Genomic DNA, 24,369 nt, shown 5'->3' on the forward strand with positions numbered 1-24,369 from the left:
GTCAGCCCGTGTGCCCCTCCCCGTGGCCGCCGTGCGCGCCGCCGTGGTCGAACTTCAACGCCTCCGCGGGCATGACGACGAAGGGCCGCATCATCCCCATGTCCTCGTGCTCGAGGAGATGGCAGTGGTACATGAACCGGCCGTACGCCCCGTCGAACCTGCCCATGACGCGCAGCATCTGGTTCCCCGGCACCCGGAAGACGTCCTTGTATCCGCGCTCGTTGGGCGCGAGCGGGATCGCCGTGCCGGCGTCGTACCGGATCGGGCTGCGGGTACCGCCCACTGCCGGGTCGAAGCCCGAGACGTCGAAGGCGTCCCTGCCCAGCAACTGGAAGTCGGCCAGGTGGATGTGCATGGGGTGGACGATCGGCGCGAGGTTGAGGAAACTCCACTGCTCGTGGCTGCCCTCGGCGATGGTGAAGCCGAGTCCGTCGTTGAACGTCCGGGCCGTGCGCCGGTAGGTCTTCGTCTTCCCGTCCGTTCCGGTGACCTGGATGACCCCGTCGGTGGGGACCTGGATGTCGCCCGGGTCCTCGACCTCCGCCATCTCCCACATCTCCGGGTGCCCGCCGGCGCCCTTGGTGGCGGGCGGGGTGAGCACGATCAGGCGGTGGCCGTGCTCGATGTCGTGCGTGAGACGACGGAAGGAACCGGAGAGCACCTCGGGCAGTTCGAAGGTGTCCGCCCCGGCGCCCTCCCTGACCCGGAACTCCATGACCGCCGGATAGCGGACGTCACCCGCCGCGTCCGGCACGCCCGGCGGCTGGTTGCGGCCCTTGTTGACCAGGCGGAGCTTTTGGCCCGCGAGACCGCGGAAGTCGACGAGCAGGTCGAACCGCTCGGCCGGGGCCGCGGTCAGCGTCGGCAGCGCACCGTCGAAGTCGATCGGTACGGGGCGCGGCAGCAGTCCGCCGTCGCTGCCGATCTGGTGGACGATGCCCGGCACCGGGTTGTTGTCCTCGTCGACCAGGACGAGGTCGTAGATGCGCGCGTTGGACGCGTTGACCAGCCGGAAGCGGTACCAGGCGTCGTCCACCTCGGCGTACGGCCAGATGCGGCCGTTGACCGTGGTGTACGGGCCGGTGAACGGGATGGAGACCGGCTTGCCCGTCTCCGGGTTCTTCTCCTGGACGATCACCGTCTTGTGCAGCAGCCGCCCGTTGAGCCTGCCGTCCTCGTCGGTGTCGAGGTTGCGGTCGGCCAGCAGCAGCGGCATCTCCCGCTCGCCGCACGGGAGATGGAGGGCGTCCTCCTCGTCGTCACGGACGAGATAGGTGCCGTACAGGCCCGCCATCACGTTCCACCGCGTGATGTTCATCGCGTGGTCGTGGTACCACCACTGCACCGCCTGGTGGTCGTTCGGGTACTCGGACAGCTGAGCGTCGCCGAAGCCGACGGCGTTGTCCGCCCAGCCGTCGTTGCCGCCGCCCGTCTGGGCGCCGTGCAGGTGGGTCACCGACCAGGCGGGCAGGGCTGCGACGTCCTTGTTGGGCTCGGCTCCGTCGCGGCCGGGTTCGGTGGCGGACTGCGGGCGGCCGTCCGTACGGAGCGGTACCTCCACCGAAGTGACGGGGTACTCGCCGTCCTTGGGGATACGGTTGGTCCAGGCGATGCGCACGCGCTGTCCGCGCCGCACCTCGATGGTCGGGCCCGGCACCTGGCCGTCGTACCCCCACATCAGAGTCGGCGGCACTTGCGGGTGCAGGCGCACCCAGGTCGGGCGCAGGGCGATCTCAGTTTCGCGTAAGACGTCCTCGGACGCGGGTCGCAGGACGGATGGGACGGGCAGCGGGGCCGCGTAGGGCGTGAGCTCGCCGGTGCCGAGCGGCTGCTTCCCCGATCCGGCCTCCGTGACGGTCCCCGTGTCGCTGTCCGTGAACCTCTCGATGATGTCGGTCAAGGCGAACACCCCCGTGTGTTCTTGTGGTCGTTTCCTCTCACCCCAGAAGACTCGCCGCGCCGCATCGAAGTTCCCTGAATGTCCCGTTCCGCACGAAAAGTTTCGGCGACGGCATCCGGAGGCGGGAAGTCCGTTGTCAGTGGCGGCTGTTACGTTCAGTGACATGACCGATCTTGCGCTGCGGGCGCTCCGGGAGAACCCCCGCCTGGCCGAACTTGCGGCCTACCCCTTCAACTTCGACATCGGCCGTGCGGCCCACGGCCACGTCGAAGAGGTCCGCCTTGCCTCGGGCGGCACGCTCGACATCGTGGCGGGGGACGACACCGGCGGTACGTACTTCGTCTGCGCGGACGGGTCGATGCTGTACGCCGACTCGGAAGGCTCGGCCGGGATCATCGGCTCCAGCGTCGACGAGGCGCTGGAGATCATGATCGGCCTGGAGGAGGCCGAAGGGGACGACGAGGAGGAGTTCGACGAGGAGTACAACGACGGAGACAGCGAGAGAGACGGAGCGGAGCACAGCCGCCTCTGTCGCCTTGAAGAGGCGCGGACCGAGCTGCGAGCAGCGCTGGGCTTTCCGGAGCGCTCCCCCGCAGAGCTCGAAGCCATGCTCCAGGCTGCGCTCCTGCGCACCGAGCCCGACTTCCTGCTGCTGAACGGTACGGAGCACAACGCCTATCAGCTGCTCGGCTCGTATCCGCGCCCGCCCTTGTGGGAGCCGGTGCTCGCGAGCGGCCGCGCCGATCTGACGCTGCTGCGTGCGGGCGACGGTGCGGCGTGGGAGGCGGTGGCCGAGGATCCCGTGCGGCGCCGGCTCGCCCTGCGGGCCGCGCAGTTCGACCGGGCCGAGGCCGACCTGGAACTGCTGCGGCATCTGCTGCGGCAGGAGACGCGGTCCTCGATGAGGGACGAACTGCGCCTCGCGGCCGTACTCGTGGGGCTGCGCGGAGACGTCGGGGATCTGCCGCTGCTTCACGAGGTGCGTGAGACGGACTACGACACAGCCTGCGGTCTCGGCGGGATCCCCGAGCCGGGCGCGAGCTCGAAGGAGTTGCGGGACTGGGCGCAGGGGCTCGACGACTCGCTGTTCGGCACGGACCCCGCTGACGAGCCGGTGTCCACCTGGACCGACCTCGCCCGGGACCAGGGCATGACCGAGCTCGCCCGGGTGACGCTGATCCGCGAACTCGACGCGATCGTCATGGACCAGAGCAGACTCCGCCGGCGCGACGCGCCGCGGGCGTTGACCACGGCCCCGCTGCGCACGCTCGCCCGCGACTTCGAGGAACTCGGCGACCGCACGCAGGCCCTGCGCGCCCAGCAGCTCCACACTGCGTTGCAGGAGAAGGCCTGGGACCGGGTCTCGGCCCGCCTCAACCAGGCCCGTCTGGAGCGTGAGGACGGTCAACTGACGCAAGCCGTACAGACCTTGGCCACGCTGCGGGGGATCCTGGCGGCTCCCGGGGACGACTCCCTGCGTCAGTGGGAAGGCGTGAACCTCGGCCGCTTCATAGCCGAGGAGCACTACCGACTCACCCGCGTCCTGGCCGAGGCGCACCTCACCGACGAGGCCCGTTCGCTCCTCCCGGCCGCCGACGCCATACTCGGCGAGCTCTCGGAGAATGGCACCAAGGGCGTACGAGAGCTCGCCGAGGAGACGGCCGCGCGAGTGCGCGAGCTCAGCTGAGGACGGGCACGGCCGGCGGGCGGTCCGGCACGAAGCCGTGTGCGCGGCGGGACAGGTACTCGGCCTTGTAGCGGTCGACCTCCTGGTGCCAGTTCAGGATGCCCGCCAGCCAGTTCTGGAGGTCGACCACATAGTTCGCCATGATCTCCCGAGCTTCCTCCGAGAGCCCGAAGTCCTCGTACATGATGGGCAGTTCGTGCGCGGCCACATGCTCGAACTGCTGCATGCGCTGGGTCATCAGGTCGTGGACGACGTCGAGGGCGGTCGGGTAGTCGATGCCGAAGAAGTTCTGTACGACGAGGATGGCGTTGTGGATCTCGCCCTCGTACTCGATCTCCTTCTGGTACGAGAAGACGTCGTTGAGGAGGCAGGCGTAGTCGACGGCGGCATTCTCCAGAGAGCGGACCGGGCCGCTGCGGTAGACCTCGGGTGGGACGGCGGGGCCGTGGCCCATCCGGCACAGGCTGAGGGTGAGGTCGGAGCCGAAGGTGGCGCGGCGCATCTCCAGGTAGTCGACCGGGTCGGGGATGCGGTTCTGCATCTGGTTGGACAGCTCCCACACCCAGCTCTCGGTCATGACGTTGACCGCGTCCTTCAGGAAACGCCGGTGCTCGGTGCTCATGTCCGCCGTCGTGCGGGTCCACAGGTCGGCGAGACCGCGCTCCATGGCGTTGAGGGGCACGGTGGCCTCCTCGCCGTCGAGGGGCATGCAGGCCGACAGGCGCTGTGTGGTCAGCCGGGCGGCGGCGAGGTCGCGGCGTTGGCCGAAGACGAGGGGGTAGTAGTCGTCGCCGTAGGTGCCCCAGGCGAGCCAGTCGGAGCTGAGGTCGAGGGCCTCGGGTGTGGCGTCCGGGTCGAGGCCCGCCGCGCACAGCGGGAGGTCGTAGGCGGCGAGTTTGTCCTCGTCCCAGACACCTTCCTGGAGGATGCCCATGCGGTGCGTCCACTCGGTCAGGCGGTGCCGGGCGTCCTCCAGATGCGGGCTGAGCTCCAGTTGGAAGGGCATGTAGAACTCGGGGAGCCGGGACGGGCCGACCTTCTGGAACGGCACGTGCGTGTAGGCACGCAGGCGTTCGGCGCCGGCTGCCGCGAGCAGCGCGCCGACGTCAGCTGCGGACGTCCCTGGGCCGGTCAAGGTCTTCCAGGGGGCCGTCGGTTCGGCCCGCGCGTTCATGTACCGGCTGGAGCGCATGTGCCATTCGTGGCCGCCGGACTGCCAGTCCTGCAGCCCCCGGGTGTACGCGGCGACGGCGGCGACCTCGCCGGGGTTGAGCCCCTTCTCCAGCGCCACGGCGGGGACTTCGGTGAGGGCGGTGTGCTCGAACTGGTGGAGGCGGGAGGTCAGGACGTCGTTGACGGTGTCGGCGGCCTCCTGGGTGGTGCAGCCGAAGAAGGTCTCCAACACCAGGACGCCGTTGCTGAGCTCGCCCTCGTCCTCGACCTCGCGCTGGTAGGAGAACAGGTCGTTGCGCAGGTGCACCGCGTCCGAGAACGTCTCCATCAGGACCCGCAGCGGCCTCGACTCGGCGACGGACGCGGGGACTTCGGACGTCGCGTACTCCACGAGGCCGGACGACCAGGGGGCGCCGCCCACCTTGCGGCGCATCTCGATGTACTCGACCGGGTTGGAGACCCGGCCCTCGTTGATGTTGGACAGCTCCCACAGCGACTCGTTGAGCAGGTGCTCGGTGGCGACGGCGAAGCGGCGGCGCCAGTCGGTCGACATTGAGGGCACCGTGCGCGTCCACAGGTTCGCGAGGCCCGCCTCGACGGGGTTCTGCGGCTCCGGCATCGGGGTCGACAGGTCCATCGGCATGAAAAGGGGCAGCCGGTCGAGGTAGGCCTTGCCGCCGGCGCGGTCCTGAGTGCGCTTGAAGATCTCCAGGAAGTGGTCGTCGAAGAAGAAGACCCACACGTACCAGTCGGTGATCAGGGAGAGCGCGGGGCCGTCGCATTCGGGGTGGGTGTAAGCGCAGAGCAGGCCGTAGTCGTGTGCGTCCAGGTCGGCCTGCTCCCAGACCCCGGACCCCTCCAGCATGCCCATCTCACGTGCCCACTCGGTCGAATGGGCGCGGGCCTCGTCGACATGTGGGTTGAGCCGCGCGGGATACGGCATGTAGAAGTGCGGGAGTTCGAAGGGCTGCTGCGTCATGGCCGGGCCCTACCCTCGGGCCCCAACGGGCATCCGCGGCGCGGGACATGATCACACCATCGCGTGAATCACGGGTGAATCCGGGAGTTCTCGACGGACCTTGCGGCGTTCATCTCTACGCGCGCAGACTTTTCGAGCTTCATGGCCCCCGAATCCCCGAATCCCCGAATCCCTGAATCCCCGAATCCCCGCATCCCCCGTGTGCCCCTCCCCTCCCTCTCTCCCTCCCGGAGTCGCGATGAACCACACCGGATCACTCTCCCGCCGCACGGCACTCGCCTCCCTGGCCGGGGCGGCACTGGCCACTACCGCGGCGTTGCCCGCCGCGGCAGCCGAGCGGCACGGCCGCCGGTCCGTTCGGTTCGCCACCTTCAACGCCTCCCTGAACCGCGGCACCGAGGGCGCGCTGATCACCGACCTGTCCACGCCGGACAACGCCCAGGCACGCAATGCCGCCGAGACGATCCAGCGGGTCGACCCGGACATCCTGCTGATCAACGAGTTCGACTACGACGAACGGGGCAGGGCGGTCCGCCTGTTCCTGCGCAACTACCTGTCCGTCGGCCACAACGGCGCCAGGCCGGTCCGCTTCCCCTACCACTTCACCGGCCCGGTGAACACGGGCGTCGCCTCGGGTGTGGACCTCGACGGGAAGAACGGCGCGGTCACGACGCCCGGTTCGGACGCGTACGGGCAGGACGCCTACGGCTACGGCTGGTTCCCGGGGCAGTACGGCATGGTCGTCCTGTCGAAGTACCCGATCGACACGCGCGCGGTGCGCACCTTCCAGCGCTTCCTGTGGCGGGACATGCCGGGCCATGTGATGCCTCCCGGCTACTACAGCGACGAGGCCCGCGCGATCCTCCGTCTGTCGTCGAAGAGCCACTGGGACGTGCCGGTGTGCATCGGCCACTCCACCGTGCATTTCCTGGTGTCGCACCCGACACCGCCCACCTTCGACGGCGCCGAGGACCGCAACGGCCGCCGCAACCACGACGAGATCCGCCTGTGGGCCGACTACATCGGCGGGCGCCGGCGCAGCTCCTACCTCTACGACGACAAGGGCGTGCGCGGCGGACTGCGGTCCGGGGCCCGGTTCGTGATCGCGGGCGACAACAACGCCGACCCGTACGACGGCGACAGCTACGCCCACGCCATCCGGCAGCTGCTCGACCACCCGGCGGTGAACCTCCCGGCCACTCCGCCGGCCAGCGCGGGCGGCGTCGAGGCGGCGAAGCTCCAGGGCGGCGCCAACACCTCGCACCTCGGCAACCCGGCGTACGACACGTCCGACTTCGGCGACACCGCTCCCGGGAACCTGCGTGTCGACTACGTCATCCCGTCCAGAGGCCTGATACCGGGCGCGAACGGCGTCTTCTGGCCGGCCTCCGACGACCCGCTGTACCGGCTGGTGGGAGACGGGAAGACGGTGCCGACGTCCGACCACCGGATGGTGTGGCAGGACGTGCGCGTGGGCTGAGCGGTGCGGGCAGGGGAGGACAGGGACAGGGCAGGGCAGGTGACGGCGACTCTCGGCCGCCCTACCCATTGCGTCGCCCTACCTGTTGCGTCGCCCTACCCATTGTGCCGCTCTACCCGTTGCACCGCTCTACCTGTTGCGCACCGCCCGCCCCACCTCCGACCTCAGTGCGACGAACTCCGCGAGGCCCCGGGTCGTGATCTGGTCCCGGGTGCCAGGAAGTTCGACCGGCAGGTCCAGGACGACCTTGGCGCGGGGCCCCGGGGACAGGACGACGACGCGGTCGCCCAGATACACGCTCTCGTCGATGTCATGGGTGACGAAGACGATCGTCGTGCCGTCGGTGCGGTGGACCTCCAGCAGGAGGTCCTCCAGGTCCTCGCGGGTCTGGGCGTCCAGGGAGCCGAAGGGTTCGTCCATGAGAAGCAGGGAGGGGCGGCAGACCAGGGCGCGGGCGATCGCTACGCGTTGCTGCATGCCGCCCGACAGCTGCCAGGGGTGGCGGCGGGCCGTGTCGGTAAGGCCGACCCGGGCCAGGATGCGGTCGGCCTCGGCGCGGCGCTCCGCTCTCGGCAGGCCCCTGCGGCGCAGCGGAAGGGCCACGTTCTCGCGGACCGTGAGCCAGGGGTAGAGGGAGCGGGCGTAGTCCTGGAAGACGACGGCGAGGTTGTCGGGGACACCACGCACGGGTGTGCCGTCCAGGGTGATCGTGCCCTCGTAGCCCGGCAGCAGCCCGGCGATGGTCCGCAGGAGGGTGGACTTGCCGCAGCCGGACGGGCCCACGACACACAGGAGTTGGCCGTCCGGCACGGTGAGGGTGATGTCGTGCAGGACTTGGTGGTCGCCGTAGTGCCGGCCGACTTCGTCTAGGCGGAGCATGGATGTCCCTGCGCAGAGGTTTTGGGGGGGCGTACGGGTCATACGGTCGCCGTCCTCCCTTTGCCGACGAGCCGCTTCTCGACCGCCAGCAGGCCGGCGTTGAGGAGGTGACCGAGGGCGCCGAGCAGGACGAGCGCCGCCCAGACCGTGAGCAGGTCGGAGCGTGACTGCGCGTCGGTGAGGGTGAAGCCGATGCCGTTCGCGGTGCCGGGAAGCAGCTCCGAGAACACCATGAGGATGAGGGAGAGCGACAGGCTCAGGCGCAGCCCGGCGAAGACGCGGGGCAGTGCGGAGGGGAGGATCAGGAAGCGGAGCCGTTCGGCCGGGGTGAGGTGCAGGACCGCGGCGACTTCGAGGCGCAGCGGGTCGGTGTTGCCGGCCCCGTCCGCCGTGTTGATCAGCACGGGCCAGACGGCACTGAAGGCGATCGACGCGATCTGCATCGGCGAACCGAAGTCGAGGAGCACGACGAAGACGGGTACCAGGGCGGGCGGCGGGATGGCGCGGGCGAACTGCAGGACGGGATCGCAGAGGGCGTATGCGCGTCGCGAGCGGCCGATGGCGACACCGAGTGCGATCCCGGCGACGGCGGCGATCCCGAACCCGGCGGCCATCCGGCCGAGGCTGGGCAAGATGTCGGCGACGGCGGCCTCGGTGAGGAAGAAGTGCCGGGCCGGGCCCGAGAACCAGAGCTCGTGGGCATGCCCCGCGATCTCGGCGGGCGGCGGGAAGTAGACGCTGCCGTGGGCTCGGGCGACCAGTTGCCAGAGGGCCACGGCGAGGGCGAGGACGGACCAGCGGAGCAGGGCGTGTCGCACGGGGGCGGGCGCGAGGGCGCGGCGGACGAGGGACGGGACCAGGGTGGGAGGCGGAGGGGTCGGGCGTCGGCCGGGGGGCGCGGCGGGTTCGGATGCGGTGGGTTCGGATGCTGTGGTGCGGGGCTGGTTCATGCGGGGGTCCTCGCGGGGCGATGCGGGGAGTGCTCGGTGTGTGCGCCACTGCCTCGGGGTGCGCACCGGCTTCCGGGCCACGGTCCCCACGGCCACTCACCCCACAGCCGTCCACCCCACGACCGCCACCCCACAGCCATCCACCCCACGACCGCCCACCCCACAGCCATCCACCCCACGACCGCCCACCCCACAGCCGTCCGCACAACGTCCTCCCGCCCCCGATTCACCGCACCCGACGCCCGCCACCGCACGCCCCGCTCACCCCACGCCCCGTTCACCCCACACCCCGCCGCCCCGGCGTCCACGGAAACAGTCTCCGCTCGCCCCACACCAGCACCCCGTTGATGACCAGCCCCAGCACGCCCGCCCACACCACTCCCGCCAGCACGTCCCGCGTACCGTCCGTGGCCAGTCCTGCCTGGGCGATGAAGATGCCGAGACCTTCGCCGAAACCGGAGAGGATCTCCGTGGCGACGGCCAGGGTGAGGGCGACCGCCGCCGAGATGCGGATGCCGGCGGCGATGAAGGGGGCCGTGCCGGGCAGTTCGACGCGCAGGAGGACGGCGAGGCGGCCGAAGCCGAAGCTGCGAAGGGTGTCCTTGGCCAGGGGGTCGGTCTCGCCGAGGCCGTAGATGGTGTTGAAGAGGATCGGCCAGACCGACGCGTACGTCACCAGCGCGACCTTGGTCTCGGTGCCCGAGCCGAGGAGAAGGGAGACCAGCGGGATCAGCGCGACGGACGGCAGCGGCCGCAGGAACTCGACGATCGCGCGTACGGCGGCGTCGACGACCGGCACGCTCCCGAGGAGCAGCCCGACCGGCACGGCGATGGCGCAGGCGAGGCCCAGCCCGAGCACCCAGGCGCGCAGCGTGGCCCCGATGCCGTCCAGGAAGACCGGGTCACCCGCCAACTCCAGCGCCCGTACCAGGACTTCGGAGGCGGGCGGAAGATAGTCGCGCCGCACGAGACCGGCACGGGAGACCGCCTCGCAGGCGCCGAAGGCCAGCAACACGCCCAAGGTGCCCAGCACGACCTGCTCCTGACGGGCTTTCAGCGTCACGTCACTTGACCATCAGCGTCGCCGGATCGATGGGTTCCTTCAGCATCCCCTGCTTCTCCATGAGATCGGTCAGCCGGGTGAGCTGCGTGGCATCCATGGTGGACGGGAAGAGGGGCAGATCGATCGACTCGGCCTGCTTCCCGGTCACCTTGGTGTACGTCGGCAGGGTGTCGCGCACGACGGACGGGTCTTCCTCGGCGATCTGCACGGCCGCCTTGATGGCCCGCTGGAAGGCGGCAAGCGTCTTGCCGTTCCCGTCGGCGTACTTGCCCGTGCTGATGTAGCCGCTGAGGGGGATGGACTCCACGGGCGCGGACGAACCGTCGATGAGGACCCGGGCTTTCAACTCGTCCTGGATGGCGCTGTCGTACGGCTCGACCGCGTGCACGGCGTCGACCTGCCCCTTGTCCAGGGCGGCGCCCATCTGTGGGAAGGGAATCGCCCGGTAGTCGGGGCGGCCCACACCCTGCTTCTCCAGGATCTCGTCGAAGGTGAGCGACTGGACGTTGTTGAGGACGTTGACCGCGAGTTTCTTGCCCTTGAGGTCGGCGACGGTCTTGATGTCCGAGTCCTCGGGCACCAGCACGTCCATCATGCGCGGCGCGGCCCTGATGGCCTCGGCGACGATCCGGATGTCGAGGGTGCCCTTCTCGTGGGCCTGGAGATAGGTGACGTAGTTCGCGCTCGCGACCATGTCGATCTGGCCCTTGGCCAGGGCCGGCAGCGCCTGGAGACTTTGCTGGATCTGCTGGATGCGGACGTCGAGGCCTTCCTTCTCGAACAGGCCCCGGTCCCGCGCGATGTAGAGGGCGGCACAGTCGATCAGCGGCAGGGCGGCCACCGTGACGGTCTGCCGCCCGCCGGCGCCGGACGCGGAGTCACCGTCGTCCCCGCAGGCCGTGACCGCCATCAGTATGAGGGTGGCCGCGGCGGCAGCGGCTGTCCTCGTTCCCGAGCGCAATTGACGTAACGCCATGACGACATGACTAGCAAGCTTTTGTCATGATCACCACATACAGCACGGGAACCCGGACGCGTCAATCTGTCGGTCTTCACCGAGATACGCCACCTTGGTCACATGACTTCCTTCACGCTCCCGCGCGAGCTGCACGGCGAAGGCGCCCACAAGTGGTTCGCCGTGCGCGCTGACGGCCCGCACGAAGGCGAGCAGGCGTGACGTCCCGCCACGCACCCCCCGTCCCCGACGCCCCGGATGTCTTCGACCCCCGGCAGTACGCCACCGGCGTGCCCTACGACGCCTATCGCATCCTGCGTGACCACCACCCCGTTTCCCGGCAGGACGAGCCCGAGGTGCTGGGCTGGCCGGCCGGACCCGGGTTCTGGGCGGTGACCCGGCACGCCGACGTCGTGCGCGTACTCAAGGACTCGGCGACGTACTCCTCGTACATCGGCGCCACCCAGATCCGGGACCCCGACCCGGACGACCTGCCGTTCATTCGTCGCATGATGCTGAATCAGGATCCGCCGGGCCACGGCCGCTTGAGGCGGCTGGTGAGCCGGGCCTTCACCCCCGGTCGCGTGAACCGCTTCGCGAGGATCGCTCAGGCACGCGCCCGCACGCTCCTCGCGCACGCCCTGGAGACAGCCCGAGCGGCGGACGGCACCGTCGATCTGGTCGCCGCCGTGACCGACGACTACGCCCTGCTCAACCTCGCCGACCTGCTGGGCGTGCCGGAGGGTGACCGCAAGCTGCTGCTGCACTGGACGCAGCGCGTCATCGGCTACCAGGACCCCGACGAGGCGGGCACCCCGGTGCTGGACGCGCAGGGCAGGCCGGTCAATCCGCGGTCGCCCGCCATGCTGGGGGACATGTTCGGGTACGCCCAGCAACTGGCCGCGCACAAGCGGCGCTACCCCGACGACGACGTCATGACCACCCTCGCCCACGATGCCGAACTCGCCGGACCCGAGCTGGAGATGTTCTTCTTCCTGCTCACGGTCGCGGGCAACGACACCGTCCGCAGCGCGGCTCCGGGCGGGCTGCTGGCACTGGCGGAGCACCCGGTGTCGTACGACCGACTGCGCGCGGGCCACGTCGAACTACCGTCCGCCGTGGACGAGTTGCTGCGCTGGCACCCCCCGGTCCTCACCTTCCGCCGCACCGCGGCGCAGGACACCGAGCTGGCCGGCCGGCACATCCGGGCGGGCGACAAAGTGGTGGTCTTCCACGCCTCCGCCAACCGTGACGAACGGTCCTTCGCCGACCCCGACCGGCTGGATCTGTCCCGCACGCCCAACCCGCACGTGTCCTTCGGCGACGGCCCGCACGTCTGCCTGGGCGCCCACTTCGCGCGGCTCCAGCTGCGGGTGCTCTACCGGGAGGTGCTGCGCGTGCTGCCCGTCCTCAGGACCGCTGGAGAGCCCAAGCGGCTGGTGTCGAACTTCATCAACGGGCTCAAGTCACTGCCGGTGCACATCAGTTGAGCCGGAACGATTCGATGGCGAGCGGTCGTCACGTCCGCACTTGGATCAGCGCATGCGTCCCGCCGGTCCGCCACTTCTGCCCCTCAGCCGCGACCAGCGCCGCTTCGGTACGAGCGTCCAGGCCGGTGATCACGTCGGACTTCAGGGTGCGCAGGGCGGCCACCGGACCGGGGAAGTACGCGGTGACGTCGGCGAACGGCGTGGTCGGCGGCCAGAGGCGGTCGCCCACCAGACGCCGGTAGTTGAGGTCGCCCTTGACGAGGGTGAGCGTGGCCGCGGCGAGCTCGTCGCGGAGGTCACCGGGCATCGCCGCGTACGGCAGCGGGGCGCACGAGAAGGGGTGGGCGCGGACGGTGAGGCGGCCGTCCTTCATCGCCGACCAGAGGACCTGGCCGTACGCAGCCGCCGCACCCTGCGCCGCCGTCAGCCGGCGCAGGGCGTCGAGCACGTCGGCATGCGTGGCGTCGGAGACGTAGTACGGGTACGCCTTGATGTGCAGGACGGCCCGGCCGATCCGCCCCTGGGTGAGGAGGCGGGCGATGAGGAGCAGGTCGGGGACGAGTTCGCGGCCCGCGTTGTCGGCGATCAGACACAGGGTGGCGGAGCCGGAGGGCGGGAGCAGGGACCAGAGGACCTCGCTGTCGTCGGCCACGAGGGGTGGGGTGTCCGACGAGGTCTCGTCGTGTGCGGCCGACAGGCGGAAGCCGAGGTCGGCCCGGTTGCCCCACAGGGAGCCGTGCAGCAGGGCCCCGTCCTGCTCGTCGGCGGGCCGGTCCGCGAGGTCGTCGAGGGCGGCGAGCTCCTCGTCCGTCTCCGGCGCGTCGAGTTCGGCCGTCTTGGAGGGGCGGAAGGGGTCGATGCCTTGCCAGGGGCCGGGGGCGAAGTATCCGACGGCTTCGAGGAGTTGGCGGTAGAAGTAGCTCTCCGACCACAGCCACGGTACGTCGAACCAGGACCGGCCGGTGTACGCGTCGGCGTCCCAGGCCGTCCAGCGGTCCCGGTCGTGCGCGTCGGCGGGCAGCGGTTCGATCACGCCCTTGGTGCAGCTTGCGAGGAGCGCGTCGAGCGCGCGGTGCTGCTCGGGGCCGTACGGGAAGGACTCCCGTACCTGCCGGATGATCGCGGGGTGCCGTTCGGCGAGGACGCTGTGCGGGAACGAGCCGGGTTCGTTCCCGAGGAGCACGGGCACGGGCGGGGTGTCGGAGCTCTCGGGCATACGCCTCACCGTATCGCGCGGGTCAGGCGTGTCCCACGGCTCTGATCTCCCGTTCCAGCTGTGTCGCGAGCGTGAGATAGCGGGCCCGGCGGGGCACCGGGACCAGACCGCGGATCATGATGTGCCACATCTCTGCCACCCTGCGGGGCTGGCGGGCGACGGGTTCGAGGGAGCGGCCGACGACCCGGGTGCCGACGAAGAAGCACACGAGCGAGTTGGCCGCGGCCTCGGCGTCGATGTCCGGGTGCAGGTCGGACTCCTTGGCGGCGCCGACGAGTTTGCGGGTGGTGATGTCCAGCAGCTCGGTGAAGGGGTGCCGCAGAGGCGGCCGTATCACCACTCCCCCGGTGGCGAGGCGCAGGCCGGCCCTGGGGATGGGGCCCTCGACGGACAGCCGCGCGATGCCGAACGTCGTGCGTATCAGGGCCTCCAGCGAGGTGTAGCCCCTGCCGTCCATCTCCGCGGCGACCTGGCGCGACGCGTGGGACTGGAGCTCCATGATGGCCTGGGCCAGGTCTTCCTTCGCCGCGAAGTGGAAGTACAGGGCGCCCTTGGTGACTTGGGCGTGCTCAACGATGTCGCTGAGACTGGTCGATTCATAGCCGTGACGGTCGAACAGTTCGGCGGCGGCCGTGAGGATCGTGGTGCGGGTCTGTTCCGCTCGTAACTGCCTCGCCATCAGCTGAACTCTCCTGGGCCGGAAAAGAACGGGTCGCGCCGTTTGTTTCTTACTCCCCGTACACGATAGCTCAGCCCTCCTCGATGCCCACCCCGCACTCGAAAACCGTCGACTTTCCCTGCCGTCCCACGACTTGCACATCGGCGCCGTGCGCGCCCGGATCACCCACGGCCTCGATCCAAAGAGGCAGGTCGAGTTCGGCGTACCGGTGGAAGACGGCATGGAAGGAAGCGGGCCTGCGGGGAGACTTCCGGGTCCGGGCACGTATGGCCTGGCGGACGGCCTCCAGCAGCAGCATGCCGGGCACATGATCGAGCGGGTGATCAAAGAAAACAGCATGGCCGGTATCGACTCGCAGCTGCCAGCGGTCGGGGACCTCGGCCGGCGCGAGGACGACGTCCGCGGGCAGCGCGCGGTCCACGGCGGCGGGCGGCAGACCCGGCGGGAGGGGCAGCACGGAGACGGTGGCCGCGGTGCGCCCGCCGCGCAGTCGGTGGTAGACGGCTGCGCTGGTCCAGGTGGCGGCCACGTGTGCGCTGCCGACGCGTCGGTCGCCGAGCCGTATCTCCGCGTCGTAGCGGAATCCGGCCGGGCGGCCGCCGCGGCGGGTGACGTCGGAGACCGTGATGTGAAGGACGGGTGCGGCGGGTGCGGTGCCGATGGCCAGATACTCGGGGCGCGTGGTGATCCGCAGTTCCGTGAGCACGAACTGGTGGCCCAGCGGGACCTCGTAGGCGGTGTGCGCGATGAGTGTCCCGGCCTGGCGGACGGTTTCCGCGACGAGCAGCGGCTCGTATGCCGACCGGTCCGGCGACACGTGTAACTGGTGAGCGCGAGGCCACTCGGCGAAGACGGTGAACCGGTCCGCTTCGGTGCTGGTCGCACCGGTGAGAAACGTTTCCGCGACCGAGGCACGGTGGACGAGCTGGCGAGGTACGGTGGCGGTCAGCCCTTCCGGTGCCACCGGGGTCTCGGTGAGCGGAGTCGTGGCGAGTTGCCGCGGATGAGACATGTCCCCTCCTTGGGTCCCCCCGTGTGTGCGCTGACAACGGCGAGGTGCCCGTGCCGCGAGCGTTAGAGTACGAGGCGACCGGTTTGTTTTCAATGCGGCCTTGGGTCGCCCGGCCGTGCCCGAACCGCTCCGGCGCACGCCCGGCGCAAGGTCGACTCGGCGCAGCGGAGGGGCTGTTATGGCGAGGCAGGAGCGCGCCATCAGAACGCGGAGGGTGATTCTGGAGGCCGCGGGCGCGGTCTTCGACGAGCACGGGTACGCGGCAACGACCATCTCGATGGTCCTGGAGCGGGCCGAGGTCACGAAGGGCGCCCTGTATTTTCACTTCCCCTCCAAGGAATCCCTCGCCCAGGCCGTGCTGGACGAGCAGATGCCGTTCGGGGCGGTGCCGCCGCAGCCGTGCAAGCTGCAGGAACTCGTCGACATGACCTTCGTGTTCGGGCAGCGGCTGATCGGCAACTCCCTGCTCAAGGGCAGCGTGCGGCTGGCCGTGGACCAGAGCGCTCCGCCCGGTGTCGACGATGCCGGGCCGTTCCGGCAGTGGGCGGACCATCTGGTCGGACTGCTCGAACAGGCCCGTGACCAGGGGGAGTTGCTGCCCACCGTGGTACCGAGGCAGACGGTGGAGCTGCTGGTCGGGGCGTTCGCGGGGCTTCAGTTGATGTCCCTGGCGCTGACCGACCGGGAGGACCTGGCGGAGCGGATCTCGGTCCTGTGGGGACACATCCTGCCGAGCGTCGCGGTGCCGGGGCTGCTGACCGGTATCGACCGCGAGCCCGACCGCGGGGTCCGGGTGCTGGCCGCCCTCGACGAAGCCGGCGTCGAGTGGGACGACATGGACCTGTCCGTACGCTGAGTACACAGCCACCGACCGGAGTGACGGTTTCCGTCACTCCGGTCGGTGCCCTGACGAACGGCGGGCCGGCCGATGCCCCATCCGCGCCGGCCGGCCCGCCCGCTTGTGGTACGCGTTCGCTCAGAAGGTCAGCTTCCAGCTGTTGAGCCGGCCCGTGTCCTGGGCCGCCGTGTCCTGCACGCGCAGCTTCCAGGTGCCGTTGGCGGTCTCGCTCGAGGCGTTCACCGTGTAGGTGGTGCTGACGTTGTCCGCGGAGTCCGAGGAGCTGGACTTCAGGCGGTACGTCGAACCGTCCGGGGCGACCAGGTCGATGACCAGGTCACCGCGGTAGGTGTGGGTGATGTCCACGCCGACCTGGAGGGCCGACGGGGCGTTGCCGCTGCGGCCGCTGACGGCGATGGAGGACTCGATCGCGGAGCCGTTGTCCGGGATGGACACGGCGGACGTGCTGGTGAAGGTGGTGCCCCCCGTGGAGCCGCCGCTCACCGCCTGCACCGTCTTGGTCGCGTCCGCCAGGCCGGCACCGCAGCCGCCCGAGCAAGTGCCCGGCAGAGTACGCGAGTTGGTCTTGATCGCGGACTCGATCTGCGCCGGGGTCAGCGACGCGTTGGCGGACTTCATCAGCGCTGCCAGGCCCGCGACGTGCGGGGCGGCCATGCTGGTGCCCTGGTAGTACTCGTAGCTCTCGGAGGACGGGCCCTGGGCGCCGGAGTTCAGCGTGGACAGGATGCCGTTGGCCGTGACGGAGTTGGTCTCGCCGCCCGGAGCGGCGATGTCGACGACCGAGCCGTAGTTGGAGTAGTACGAGCGGTTCCCCTGGCGGTCGGCGGCCGCCACGCTGATGACGTTGCTGCAGCTGGCCGGCGAGTAGTTGGCGGCGTTGGCGTTGCTGTTGCCGGCCGCGACGACCACCGTGGTGCCGCGGTTCACGGCGGCGTTGATGGCGCTCTGGGTCGCGGTGGTGCAGGCGCCGCCCCCGCCGAGGCTCATGTTGATGACCTTGGCGACGTTGGCGTTGGCGGGGACGCCGGAGACCGTACCGCCGGACGCCCAGGTGATGGCGTCGATGATGTCGGAGTCGTAGCCGCCGCACTGGCCGAGGACCCGCAGCGGGGAGACCTTCGCACCGTGGGCGATGCCCGCGACGCCCTTGCCGTTGTTGGTGACCGCGGCGATGGTGCCCGCGACGTGGGTGCCGTGCCACGAGGAGGTCGAGGCCTCCCAGTCGGCGGCGCACTGGCCGTCGGTGGTCCAGTCGCCCGTGTCGGCCGGGTTGCTGTCACGGCCGTTGCCGTCGTTGGAGACCGCGGTGTCGGAGATGAAGTCGTAGCCGCCGACGGTGTTGGCGCCGAGGTCGGAGTGGGTGACGTAACCGGTGTCGATGACGGCGACGGTCACACCGCTGCCGGTGGTGACGTCCCAGGCGCCCGGCACGTTCATGCCCGCGGTGGACTCGAACAGGTCCCACTGCTTGGCGTACTCGGTGTCGTTGGGGGTGGCCAGCGGCTTGTTCAGCCGGTCCGGTACGACGTAGGCGACCTGCGGGTCGGCCCGGTACTCGGCGACGACGTCGGCGACGTCCGTCCTGGTCAGGTTCTCGCCGAGGTCGACGAGGGCGGCGCCGGAGCCGAGGCGGCGCTGGAAGTCGAGGTCCTCGCCTGCCTCCTTGCCCTTGGCGGCGGCGTCGGACTCGGCGGCCTTGTTCGACTTGGCCTCGGCTGCGCCGGACTTGTAGCCGACGATGAGGCGCTCGGCCGTGGTGCCGGGGGCGGCCTCGGTCTGGGCCGCGGGGATGGGGGCGGCGGCTTCCTCGGTGGGGGAATCCTGGGCCACGGCGACCGTGGTGGTGGCGGCCGTGAAGAGCGCGGCGGAGACCGCGGCGACGGATATCAGCTTCCGTCTGAGGGGTGTGGAGGTACGCAAGAGCTTGCCTTTCGTGGCCGGCCGTACTCCGGGCAGCGCGGAGCGGCGGTCGATTCGCTTCGTCCTCGAAGCGGCGGGGGGTCCACCGAGTGGGCAGGTGGGGGCAATACGGCAAGGCGGGGCAGTGCAACGAACGCAGGTGGGGCAGTGCGTGGTGCGGGGCGCGGCGGCCGGCCTGGCGCGAGCTACGCCCCGTTCGGGGTTACCTGTGGGGCGGCTGTGGTCGAACGATAGGCAAAGAGCTGGTCATCCGGATACAGGGGAAACCCTCGATCCGGCCGGAAACCCACCCTCTACGTCGCCTGGTTGACCGGTATTGGCGGACTTTGCCCGACTCATCACGCAGTGAACGCGCCGGGCCGGTTTCCCGTACTGCACGAGGACCCTTCCGCACCGGCCGAGGAGACGTTCCGGATGTCCCGGATGCCCTGGATGAGATCGCACCGCACCGCCCTGACGGCTGCCGCCGTGACGCCGCTGCTGCTCACGGTGTGGGCTGCGGGCCCGGCCCATGCGCACGGTGCGCCGACGGATCCGACCAGCCGCGTGTACGCCTGCTCCCCCGACGGCGGCAGCGCGTCCACGTCGGCATGCCGGGCGGCGATCGCCGCGAACGGCGCGCCCTTCACGGCCTGGGACAACCTGCGGATCGCGAACGTGAACGGCCGGGACCGGCAGGTCGTCCCCGACGGACAGCTGTGCAGCGGCGGACTGCCCGCCTACCGGGGCCTCGACCTCGCCCGCGCCGACTGGCCGTCGACGCGGCTCGCGCCGGGGTCCACCCTGACGATGCGGTACGTGTCCACGATCCCGCACACGGGCACCTTCAAGCTCTACCTCACCAAACCCGGCTACGACCCCGCGAAGCCGCTCGCCTGGTCCGACCTCGCGGAGCAGCCGTTCGGGGTGGTGAAGGACCCGGCGCTGACGGACGGGGCGTACCGGATCCGGGCGACCCTGCCGTCCGACCGGACCGGGCGGCATGTGCTGTACACGATCTGGCAGAACAGCAGCACGCCGGACACCTACTACTCGTGCTCCGACGTGGTGTTCCCGCAGGCGAGGAAGCAGGGCGGCGAGGGCTCGGTGACGACGTCGCCGGGCAAGGCCGAGCGCTCCGCGACAGCGTCCCCGAGCGGCGGCGAGAAGCGCGCGGACAGCAGCCCTCCGCCGGTGTCCGAGCAGCGCACGTCCCAGCCGTCGTCCCAGGACCCGGCGTCCGCACAGCCCCAGAGCGACAGCACCCCGGTGGCGTCCGACACGACCACCGGCTCGGGGCCGTCCACCCCCGTGCTGGCGGGCGGCGCCGCGGCGGTGCTGGTACTCACGGGCGGCGCCGCCCTGGTCATGCGTCTGCGTCGGCGGTGAACCTCCGCCGTACGGCGGTCAGTTGACGTTGACGGCGAGGCCCGAGCTGGTCACCGGGGCGTACTTGGCGGTGAAGTAGGCGTTGCTGAAGCACAGCGACGAACCGGACGTCTTGGTGAACGGCTGGTTGGTGAAGGCGATGCTGTTGTCGGCGTTGCTCGCCGTGCCGGAGAGGCTGGGCGCCTGGTAGACGCAGGTGATGGTGCCGAGCAGGGTGCGCAGCTTGACCGTGGACTGGACGGCGGAGCCCGCGGCCGGGGTCACGGTGACGGTGCCGTCGGAGGACACGCTGGTGGTGTACGGCAGGTTGTCGACGGTGATGCCGCTGACGCCGAGCACACCGGCGACGTTGGCGGTGCAGCCGCTGGTGTCGAAGGTGTGGGAGGTCAGTGACTCGATGGCGGTGCCGGGGGCGGCGGGGTTGTCGGTGACGGTGGCGGAGAACGCCGACTTGGTGCAGGAGATGCCGCTGGTGCCGGTCGCGCTGGAGTAGAACGTGGCGGCGGTGCCGCTCGCCAGGTTGGCGTCGAGGACGGCGCCGACCGCGACCGCCGCTCCGTCGGTGGTGGTCAGTACCGGGGTGTCGGCGGCCGAGGCGGGGACGGCGAGCCCGAGGGCTGCGACGGTGCCGGCGAGGGTGAGGAGGGTGCGTGCGCGCATGCGGGTGTACCTCGACTTTCGTTGCGGGGGTGTGCCCTGAGGGCAGCTGCGCGGCTCAGGGGGTTCGGTGTGGGGGCTCGTTCGCGAGTCGGTGTGTGCCGTTGCCGGTCCGTGACGCCTTCTCCGTACGACACGGACCGGCAACGGCAGCCGACCGGTGGCCGGCCGGAGACCGTGGGGAGGGCTCCGGACGGACCGGGCGGGAAGGGCGGCCGGCACGGACCGAGGGGGGAAGCGACCGTGACGGCGCCGTGGAGTGATCTCGCAGAGATGTGAAGGACATCAAGTCCGGGAACGCGGGCCTCGGGCCAACGCGACGGCGGATCCGGCGCCACGGATCCAGGGGGAGCCAGGGAGAGTTGTAGACCTGCGTGTCGGTCAACGTCAAGGAGTTGCAAGGGAGTTGATGCATCTCGTCGGTGCCCTTGTGAGCCTCCGCAGGGCCGACGAGGCAAGAGAACTCACAGGTGACGCACAATCAACACTCTTTTCCCACAACTGCCTTGACCCTTGGGTGTAACCACCGGTAACTTCCGGGCTGGCTACTGCGGAGTACGAGAAAGCCCTTGCATCCGCCGGGAGTTGCGAGGGGCGTGCGCCGTGGGCGCTGTCCGCGCCAGGACAACGTGCCACTGATGCCCTACCCGCACTTTTGCATCTGGGAGCAGTTATGGCCTCGTCCTCGGACGTCACCTCGTCCGCCGACCACACCCCCGAGAACCCGGAAAGCGGTTCCGTGCCAGCAGCGTCCGAAACCACCGACGGCCCCGCCAGACGCGGGCGGGTCCGGGCCCGCCGGGCCGCCGTGATGGCCGTGCCGGCCACCCTGGTCGCCGGTGCCCTCGCGGTGCTCACCGCCGAGGGCGCGCTGGGCGTGCAGTTCGCGATCTCCGGCATGCCCTTCACGGTCACCGCGACCGAGCTCAACGGCACCGGGTTCGAGCAGTTCGGCGGACTCGACAACATGGCGCCGGGCAGCCCCAACGAGGGGGACACCGGCGGCCAGGTACTGATCATCACGTCCGCGATCAAGAACGCGACGCTCACGAAGCTGTGCCAGAGCGTCGACCTCGGCGGTACGAACCTGCTCATCACCGCGGGCAGCGGGGCGGAGAAGGTGACCGCGAGCGATCTGACCACCGACTCGACCGAGCTCTCGGGCGACGCGGCGTTCAACAACATCGAGATCGGCAACGACGCGAGCACGTTGACCAAGGCCGGGGTGAAGGGGCCGATCGGCGTCTTCAGCCAGCAGGCGGACACCGTGCGCATCGCGAACCTGCGGCAGACCAACTACGCCACCACAGCCGGTGTGTTCAAGCTGCCCGGACTGAAACTCGGCTTCAGCAGCAAGGGTTGCTGATGGGTGAGCGTGCGGGTTTCCGGTCGGCCTTCCGTCGTTGGCGGGCCGACCGGCCGTTCTGGGGCGGGGTGCTGCTCGCTCTGGGCGGGGCGGAGATTCTGCTCACGATGAAGGCGTCCATGAAGGTCGTGCTTCATGTCGGGATGCAGGGGCTGGCGGGGTATCTGCTGCCGGCACTGATGCTGCTGCTGGGGCTGCTGGTCCTGTTCAATCCGGCTCAGCGGCTCTTCTACTCGATCACGGGGGTGCTGGTTTCCCTGGGGTCGTGGCCCACGTCCAACCTCGGGGGCTTCTTCGTGGGGCTTGTTCTGGGGGTCGCGGGGAGCTCTCTTGCCTTTGGGTGGCTTCCGGATCAGGATCCCAGGCGCCGGCGGCAGCGGCGGCGCCCGCGGCGGGGGGAGGGCACTGCGGTCACGGGCGTTCAGTAGGCCGGGGAGCCCGCCTGAACCGGGTTCTCCGGCCTACGGCCGGGAGTCGTGACGCCGGAGCGCCGCAGGAGTCCGGTGAGGTTCGGCGGGTGCGAGTGCGTGATGGGCTGGTCGCGCAGTTCCCCGCGCCCCTAGGTTGGTGCACTGACCGCCAACTCCCCGACTTCCCCGGGTAGTTGCGAGGTGAACGAGCCCGAAGCCCATGTTGCCCGGAGGCCCCGTGTCCGCCGACCGTATCGATACCGAGACCGCACACTCCGCCCGGATCTACGACTACATCATCGGCGGCAAGGACCACTACCCCGCCGACCGGGAGGCGGGCGATGCCATGGTGCGGGAGTGGCCCGCGCTGCCCGTTCACATGCGGGCCAACCGGGACTTCATGAACCGGGCCGTGCGGTATCTCGCCGCAGAGGCGGGGATACGGCAGTTCCTCGACATCGGGACCGGGATTCCGACGTCGCCCAACATCCATGAGATCGCCCAGTCGGTGGCCCCCGGGGCCCGGGTCGTGTACGTCGACAACGATCCGCTCGTGCTCGCGCTGTCGAAGGGGCTGATGTCCGGTACCGCCGAGGGCAGGACGGCGTATGTCGAGGCGGACATGCGCGACCCCGCGGCCATTCTCGACGCCCCGGCCTTCCGCGAGACCCTTGATCTCGGGGAGCCGGTCGCGCTCACCGTGATCGCGATCGTGCACTTCGTGCTGGACGAGCACGACGCCGTGGGGATCGTGCGGCGGCTGCTGGAGCCGCTGCCCGCCGGGAGCTACCTGGCGATGTCCATCGGCACCGCCGAGTTCGCGCCGGACGAGGTCGGCCGGGTCGCCCGGGAGTACGCGGCCCGGGGCATGCCGATGCGGCTGCGCACCCGCGCCGAGGCCGGGGAGTTCTTCACCGGTCTGGACCACGTGGAGCCGGGCATCGTCCAGGTCCACAAGTGGCGTCCGGACGGCACGGACACCGAGGTGATCCGTGACGAGGACATCGCCATGTACGGGGCACTCGCCCGCAAGGCGGGTTGACCCGGTTTGCGAGCGCAAGCAATGCGGGCGGACCGGTCGGCCGCCCACCCTCCGGCCAGCGGTTCATCACGATGTGGGAGCAACAACTCACGCGTTGTTGTTGCACACTTGACTACCGGTGGTCACACGCGATTGGCTCCGCCCCAGCGAGAGTTTCACCCGGTCGGCGAACCCCCGGTCGACACCGGCCGTCCTCTCGTTCGTTCCTACGGCTCGGCCGCACAGCGAGGTGCCGCACCCTCATGAAGACCCCACCCCCCTCCCTCTTTTTCACTCGCGTCGCGGCCCTCACGGCCGCCGCCTGTCTGCTGCTGGCCGGCTGCTCCGCCGTCGGCGGCGACACCGACGAGGCGTCGGACGCGGACGCGGCCGGCTCCTCAGGACTGAAGGTCGCCCTCATCACCCACGGCGGCGAGGGCGACGCCTTCTGGGAGCTGGTACACAAGGGCGCCCAGGCAGCGGCCGCGAAGGACGGCATCGACCTGACCTTCGCCGGCGACTCCGACCCGGCGGGCCAGGCCGCCTTGATGCGCGACGCGATCAGCCAGAAGGTCGACGGCATCGCGGTGACCCTGGCCAAGCCGACGGCGATGACGGGTCCCGTCGCCCAGGCGCGGGCGGCCGGCATACCGGTGGTCGGCCTCAACTCCGGTATGGACGACTGGCAGTCCGCGGGTCTGGTCGGGTACTTCGGCCAGGACGAGAGCGTCGCGGGCCGGGCCGTCGGCGACAAGCTGGACGACCTCAGGGCCAAGCACGCCCTGTGCGTCATCCACGAGCGCGGCAACGTCGCCCTGGAGGCACGCTGTGCGGGCGTGAAGAAGGCATTCGGTGGCGATACCGAGAACCTCTATGTGGACGGCACCGACATGGACGCGGTGACCGCCTCCGTCGCGACGCGGCTCAGACAGGACCCGAGCATCGACGAAGTCGTCATGAACGGCGCCCAGTTCGCGCTGGCCGCGGTGAAGTCGGCCGAGGAGGCCGGCTCCACGGCCCATGTCGCGACCTTCGACCTCAACAAGGACCTGGTCAAGGCGGTCCAGGCCGGGGACGTGCAGTTCGCGGTCGACCAGCAGCCGTATCTGCAGGGCTATCTCGCGGTGGACTCGCTGTGGCTGTACCGGACCAACGGCAACACCCTCGGCGGTGGCGAGGCGCCCGTCCTCACCGGGCCGGCGTTCGTCACCAGGGCGAACATCGCCTCGGTCTCGCGGTTCGCCGCCAACGGAACCCGGTGACCGGACAGTTGCCCCGACGGTGTCGCCAAAGATTCGGTCACGC

20 protein-coding genes are annotated in these 24,369 nt (G+C 70.1%); 9 read left to right on the forward strand and 11 right to left on the reverse strand.

Annotated features, from left to right (window positions below; translation table 11 throughout):
• Window position 1: 1 nt before the first annotated feature.
• Window positions 2-1,900, reverse strand: a complete 1,899-nt coding sequence (phsA, locus tag OHT51_RS09435) for an O-aminophenol oxidase PhsA (RefSeq protein WP_443052446.1) — start codon at window positions 1,898-1,900, stop codon at window positions 2-4.
• Between the two features lie 163 nt (window positions 1,901-2,063).
• Here phsA and OHT51_RS09440 point away from each other — a divergent pair, with 163 nt between their 5' ends.
• Window positions 2,064-3,587 (forward strand): hypothetical protein, encoded by a 1,524-nt coding sequence (locus OHT51_RS09440; RefSeq protein ID WP_328878467.1) that lies wholly within the window; start codon window positions 2,064-2,066, stop codon window positions 3,585-3,587.
• Here the strand turns inward: OHT51_RS09440 and cyc2 are convergent.
• Window positions 3,580-5,739 (reverse strand): germacradienol/geosmin synthase Cyc2, encoded by a 2,160-nt coding sequence (gene cyc2 / locus OHT51_RS09445; protein WP_328878468.1) that lies wholly within the window; start codon window positions 5,737-5,739, stop codon window positions 3,580-3,582. The genes OHT51_RS09440 and cyc2 overlap by 8 nt on opposite strands.
• Window positions 5,740-5,977: 238 nt before the next feature.
• Between cyc2 and OHT51_RS09450 the strand changes: the two genes are divergently transcribed.
• A complete protein-coding gene (locus tag OHT51_RS09450) occupies window positions 5,978-7,219 on the forward strand; it encodes an endonuclease/exonuclease/phosphatase family protein (protein ID WP_328878469.1) in 1,242 nt (413 codons plus the stop codon).
• A gap of 129 nt (window positions 7,220-7,348) precedes the next feature.
• On the opposite strand, the gene OHT51_RS09455 is transcribed toward OHT51_RS09450, so the two are convergent.
• The 4 genes from OHT51_RS09455 to OHT51_RS09470 form a co-directional block, all read right to left on the reverse strand.
• Window positions 7,349-8,098, reverse strand: coding sequence for an ABC transporter ATP-binding protein (locus OHT51_RS09455; protein ID WP_328878470.1), 750 nt, complete (start codon window positions 8,096-8,098; stop codon window positions 7,349-7,351).
• Between the two features lie 38 nt (window positions 8,099-8,136).
• Window positions 8,137-9,048 carry an ABC transporter permease gene (locus OHT51_RS09460; protein WP_328878471.1) on the reverse strand — a complete coding sequence of 304 codons (912 nt, stop codon included), beginning with the start codon at window positions 9,046-9,048 and terminating at the stop codon, window positions 8,137-8,139.
• 277 nt (window positions 9,049-9,325) lie between these two features.
• A complete protein-coding gene (locus OHT51_RS09465) occupies window positions 9,326-10,111 on the reverse strand; it encodes an ABC transporter permease (RefSeq protein WP_328878472.1) in 786 nt (261 codons plus the stop codon).
• A 1-nt stretch (window position 10,112) separates the two neighbouring features.
• Complete coding sequence (locus OHT51_RS09470) at window positions 10,113-11,021, reverse strand: ABC transporter substrate-binding protein (protein WP_328878473.1); 909 nt, start codon at window positions 11,019-11,021, stop codon at window positions 10,113-10,115.
• A 263-nt stretch (window positions 11,022-11,284) separates the two neighbouring features.
• On the opposite strand from OHT51_RS09470, the gene OHT51_RS09475 reads away from it, so the two are divergent.
• Window positions 11,285-12,556 (forward strand): cytochrome P450, encoded by a 1,272-nt coding sequence (locus OHT51_RS09475; RefSeq protein ID WP_328878474.1) that lies wholly within the window; start codon window positions 11,285-11,287, stop codon window positions 12,554-12,556.
• 28 nt (window positions 12,557-12,584) lie between these two features.
• Here OHT51_RS09475 and OHT51_RS09480 read toward each other — a convergent pair whose 3' ends face one another.
• From OHT51_RS09480 to OHT51_RS09490, 3 genes are all read right to left on the reverse strand, one after another.
• Entirely contained in the window at window positions 12,585-13,772 is a 1,188-nt protein-coding gene (locus OHT51_RS09480) for a damage-control phosphatase ARMT1 family protein (RefSeq protein WP_328878475.1), read from the reverse strand.
• Between the two features lie 22 nt (window positions 13,773-13,794).
• The gene (locus OHT51_RS09485; RefSeq protein WP_328878476.1) at window positions 13,795-14,451 is read right to left on the reverse strand and encodes a ScbR family autoregulator-binding transcription factor; all 657 of its coding nucleotides are present in this window, start codon (window positions 14,449-14,451) and stop codon (window positions 13,795-13,797) included.
• Window positions 14,452-14,521: 70 nt separating this feature from the next.
• A complete protein-coding gene (locus OHT51_RS09490) occupies window positions 14,522-15,463 on the reverse strand; it encodes a ScbA/BarX family gamma-butyrolactone biosynthesis protein (RefSeq protein WP_328878477.1) in 942 nt (313 codons plus the stop codon).
• Between the two features lie 178 nt (window positions 15,464-15,641).
• Between OHT51_RS09490 and OHT51_RS09495 the strand changes: the two genes are divergently transcribed.
• Window positions 15,642-16,319, forward strand: coding sequence for a ScbR family autoregulator-binding transcription factor (locus tag OHT51_RS09495; RefSeq protein WP_328878478.1), 678 nt, complete (start codon window positions 15,642-15,644; stop codon window positions 16,317-16,319).
• Window positions 16,320-16,439: 120 nt separating this feature from the next.
• Here OHT51_RS09495 and OHT51_RS09500 read toward each other — a convergent pair whose 3' ends face one another.
• A complete protein-coding gene (locus OHT51_RS09500; RefSeq protein ID WP_328878479.1) occupies window positions 16,440-18,242 on the reverse strand; it encodes a S8 family peptidase in 1,803 nt (600 codons plus the stop codon).
• A gap of 423 nt (window positions 18,243-18,665) precedes the next feature.
• Between OHT51_RS09500 and OHT51_RS09505 the strand changes: the two genes are divergently transcribed.
• A complete protein-coding gene (locus tag OHT51_RS09505; RefSeq protein WP_328884284.1) occupies window positions 18,666-19,610 on the forward strand; it encodes a lytic polysaccharide monooxygenase auxiliary activity family 9 protein in 945 nt (314 codons plus the stop codon).
• Between the two features lie 18 nt (window positions 19,611-19,628).
• On the opposite strand, the gene OHT51_RS09510 is transcribed toward OHT51_RS09505, so the two are convergent.
• Window positions 19,629-20,270, reverse strand: a complete 642-nt coding sequence (locus OHT51_RS09510; protein WP_328878480.1) for a Tat pathway signal sequence domain protein — start codon at window positions 20,268-20,270, stop codon at window positions 19,629-19,631.
• 670 nt (window positions 20,271-20,940) lie between these two features.
• On the opposite strand from OHT51_RS09510, the gene OHT51_RS09515 reads away from it, so the two are divergent.
• From OHT51_RS09515 to OHT51_RS09530, 4 genes are all read left to right on the forward strand, one after another.
• Complete coding sequence (locus OHT51_RS09515) at window positions 20,941-21,633, forward strand: DUF6230 family protein (protein ID WP_328878481.1); 693 nt, start codon at window positions 20,941-20,943, stop codon at window positions 21,631-21,633.
• On the forward strand, window positions 21,633-22,061 hold the full coding sequence (locus OHT51_RS09520; RefSeq protein ID WP_328878482.1) for a DUF6114 domain-containing protein: 429 nt from the start codon (window positions 21,633-21,635) through the stop codon (window positions 22,059-22,061). The genes OHT51_RS09515 and OHT51_RS09520 overlap by 1 nt, the downstream gene beginning before the upstream one ends.
• Before the next feature lie 202 nt (window positions 22,062-22,263).
• On the forward strand, window positions 22,264-23,085 hold the full coding sequence (locus OHT51_RS09525) for an SAM-dependent methyltransferase (RefSeq protein ID WP_328878483.1): 822 nt from the start codon (window positions 22,264-22,266) through the stop codon (window positions 23,083-23,085).
• A 242-nt stretch (window positions 23,086-23,327) separates the two neighbouring features.
• Window positions 23,328-24,326: a substrate-binding domain-containing protein gene (locus tag OHT51_RS09530; protein WP_328878484.1), complete on the forward strand. Its 999-nt coding sequence runs from the start codon at window positions 23,328-23,330 to the stop codon at window positions 24,324-24,326.
• Window positions 24,327-24,369 lie beyond the last annotated feature (43 nt).

It is taken from the genome of Streptomyces sp. NBC_00299, from assembly GCF_036173045.1.
GTDB lineage: Bacteria > Actinomycetota > Actinomycetes > Streptomycetales > Streptomycetaceae > Streptomyces > Streptomyces machairae.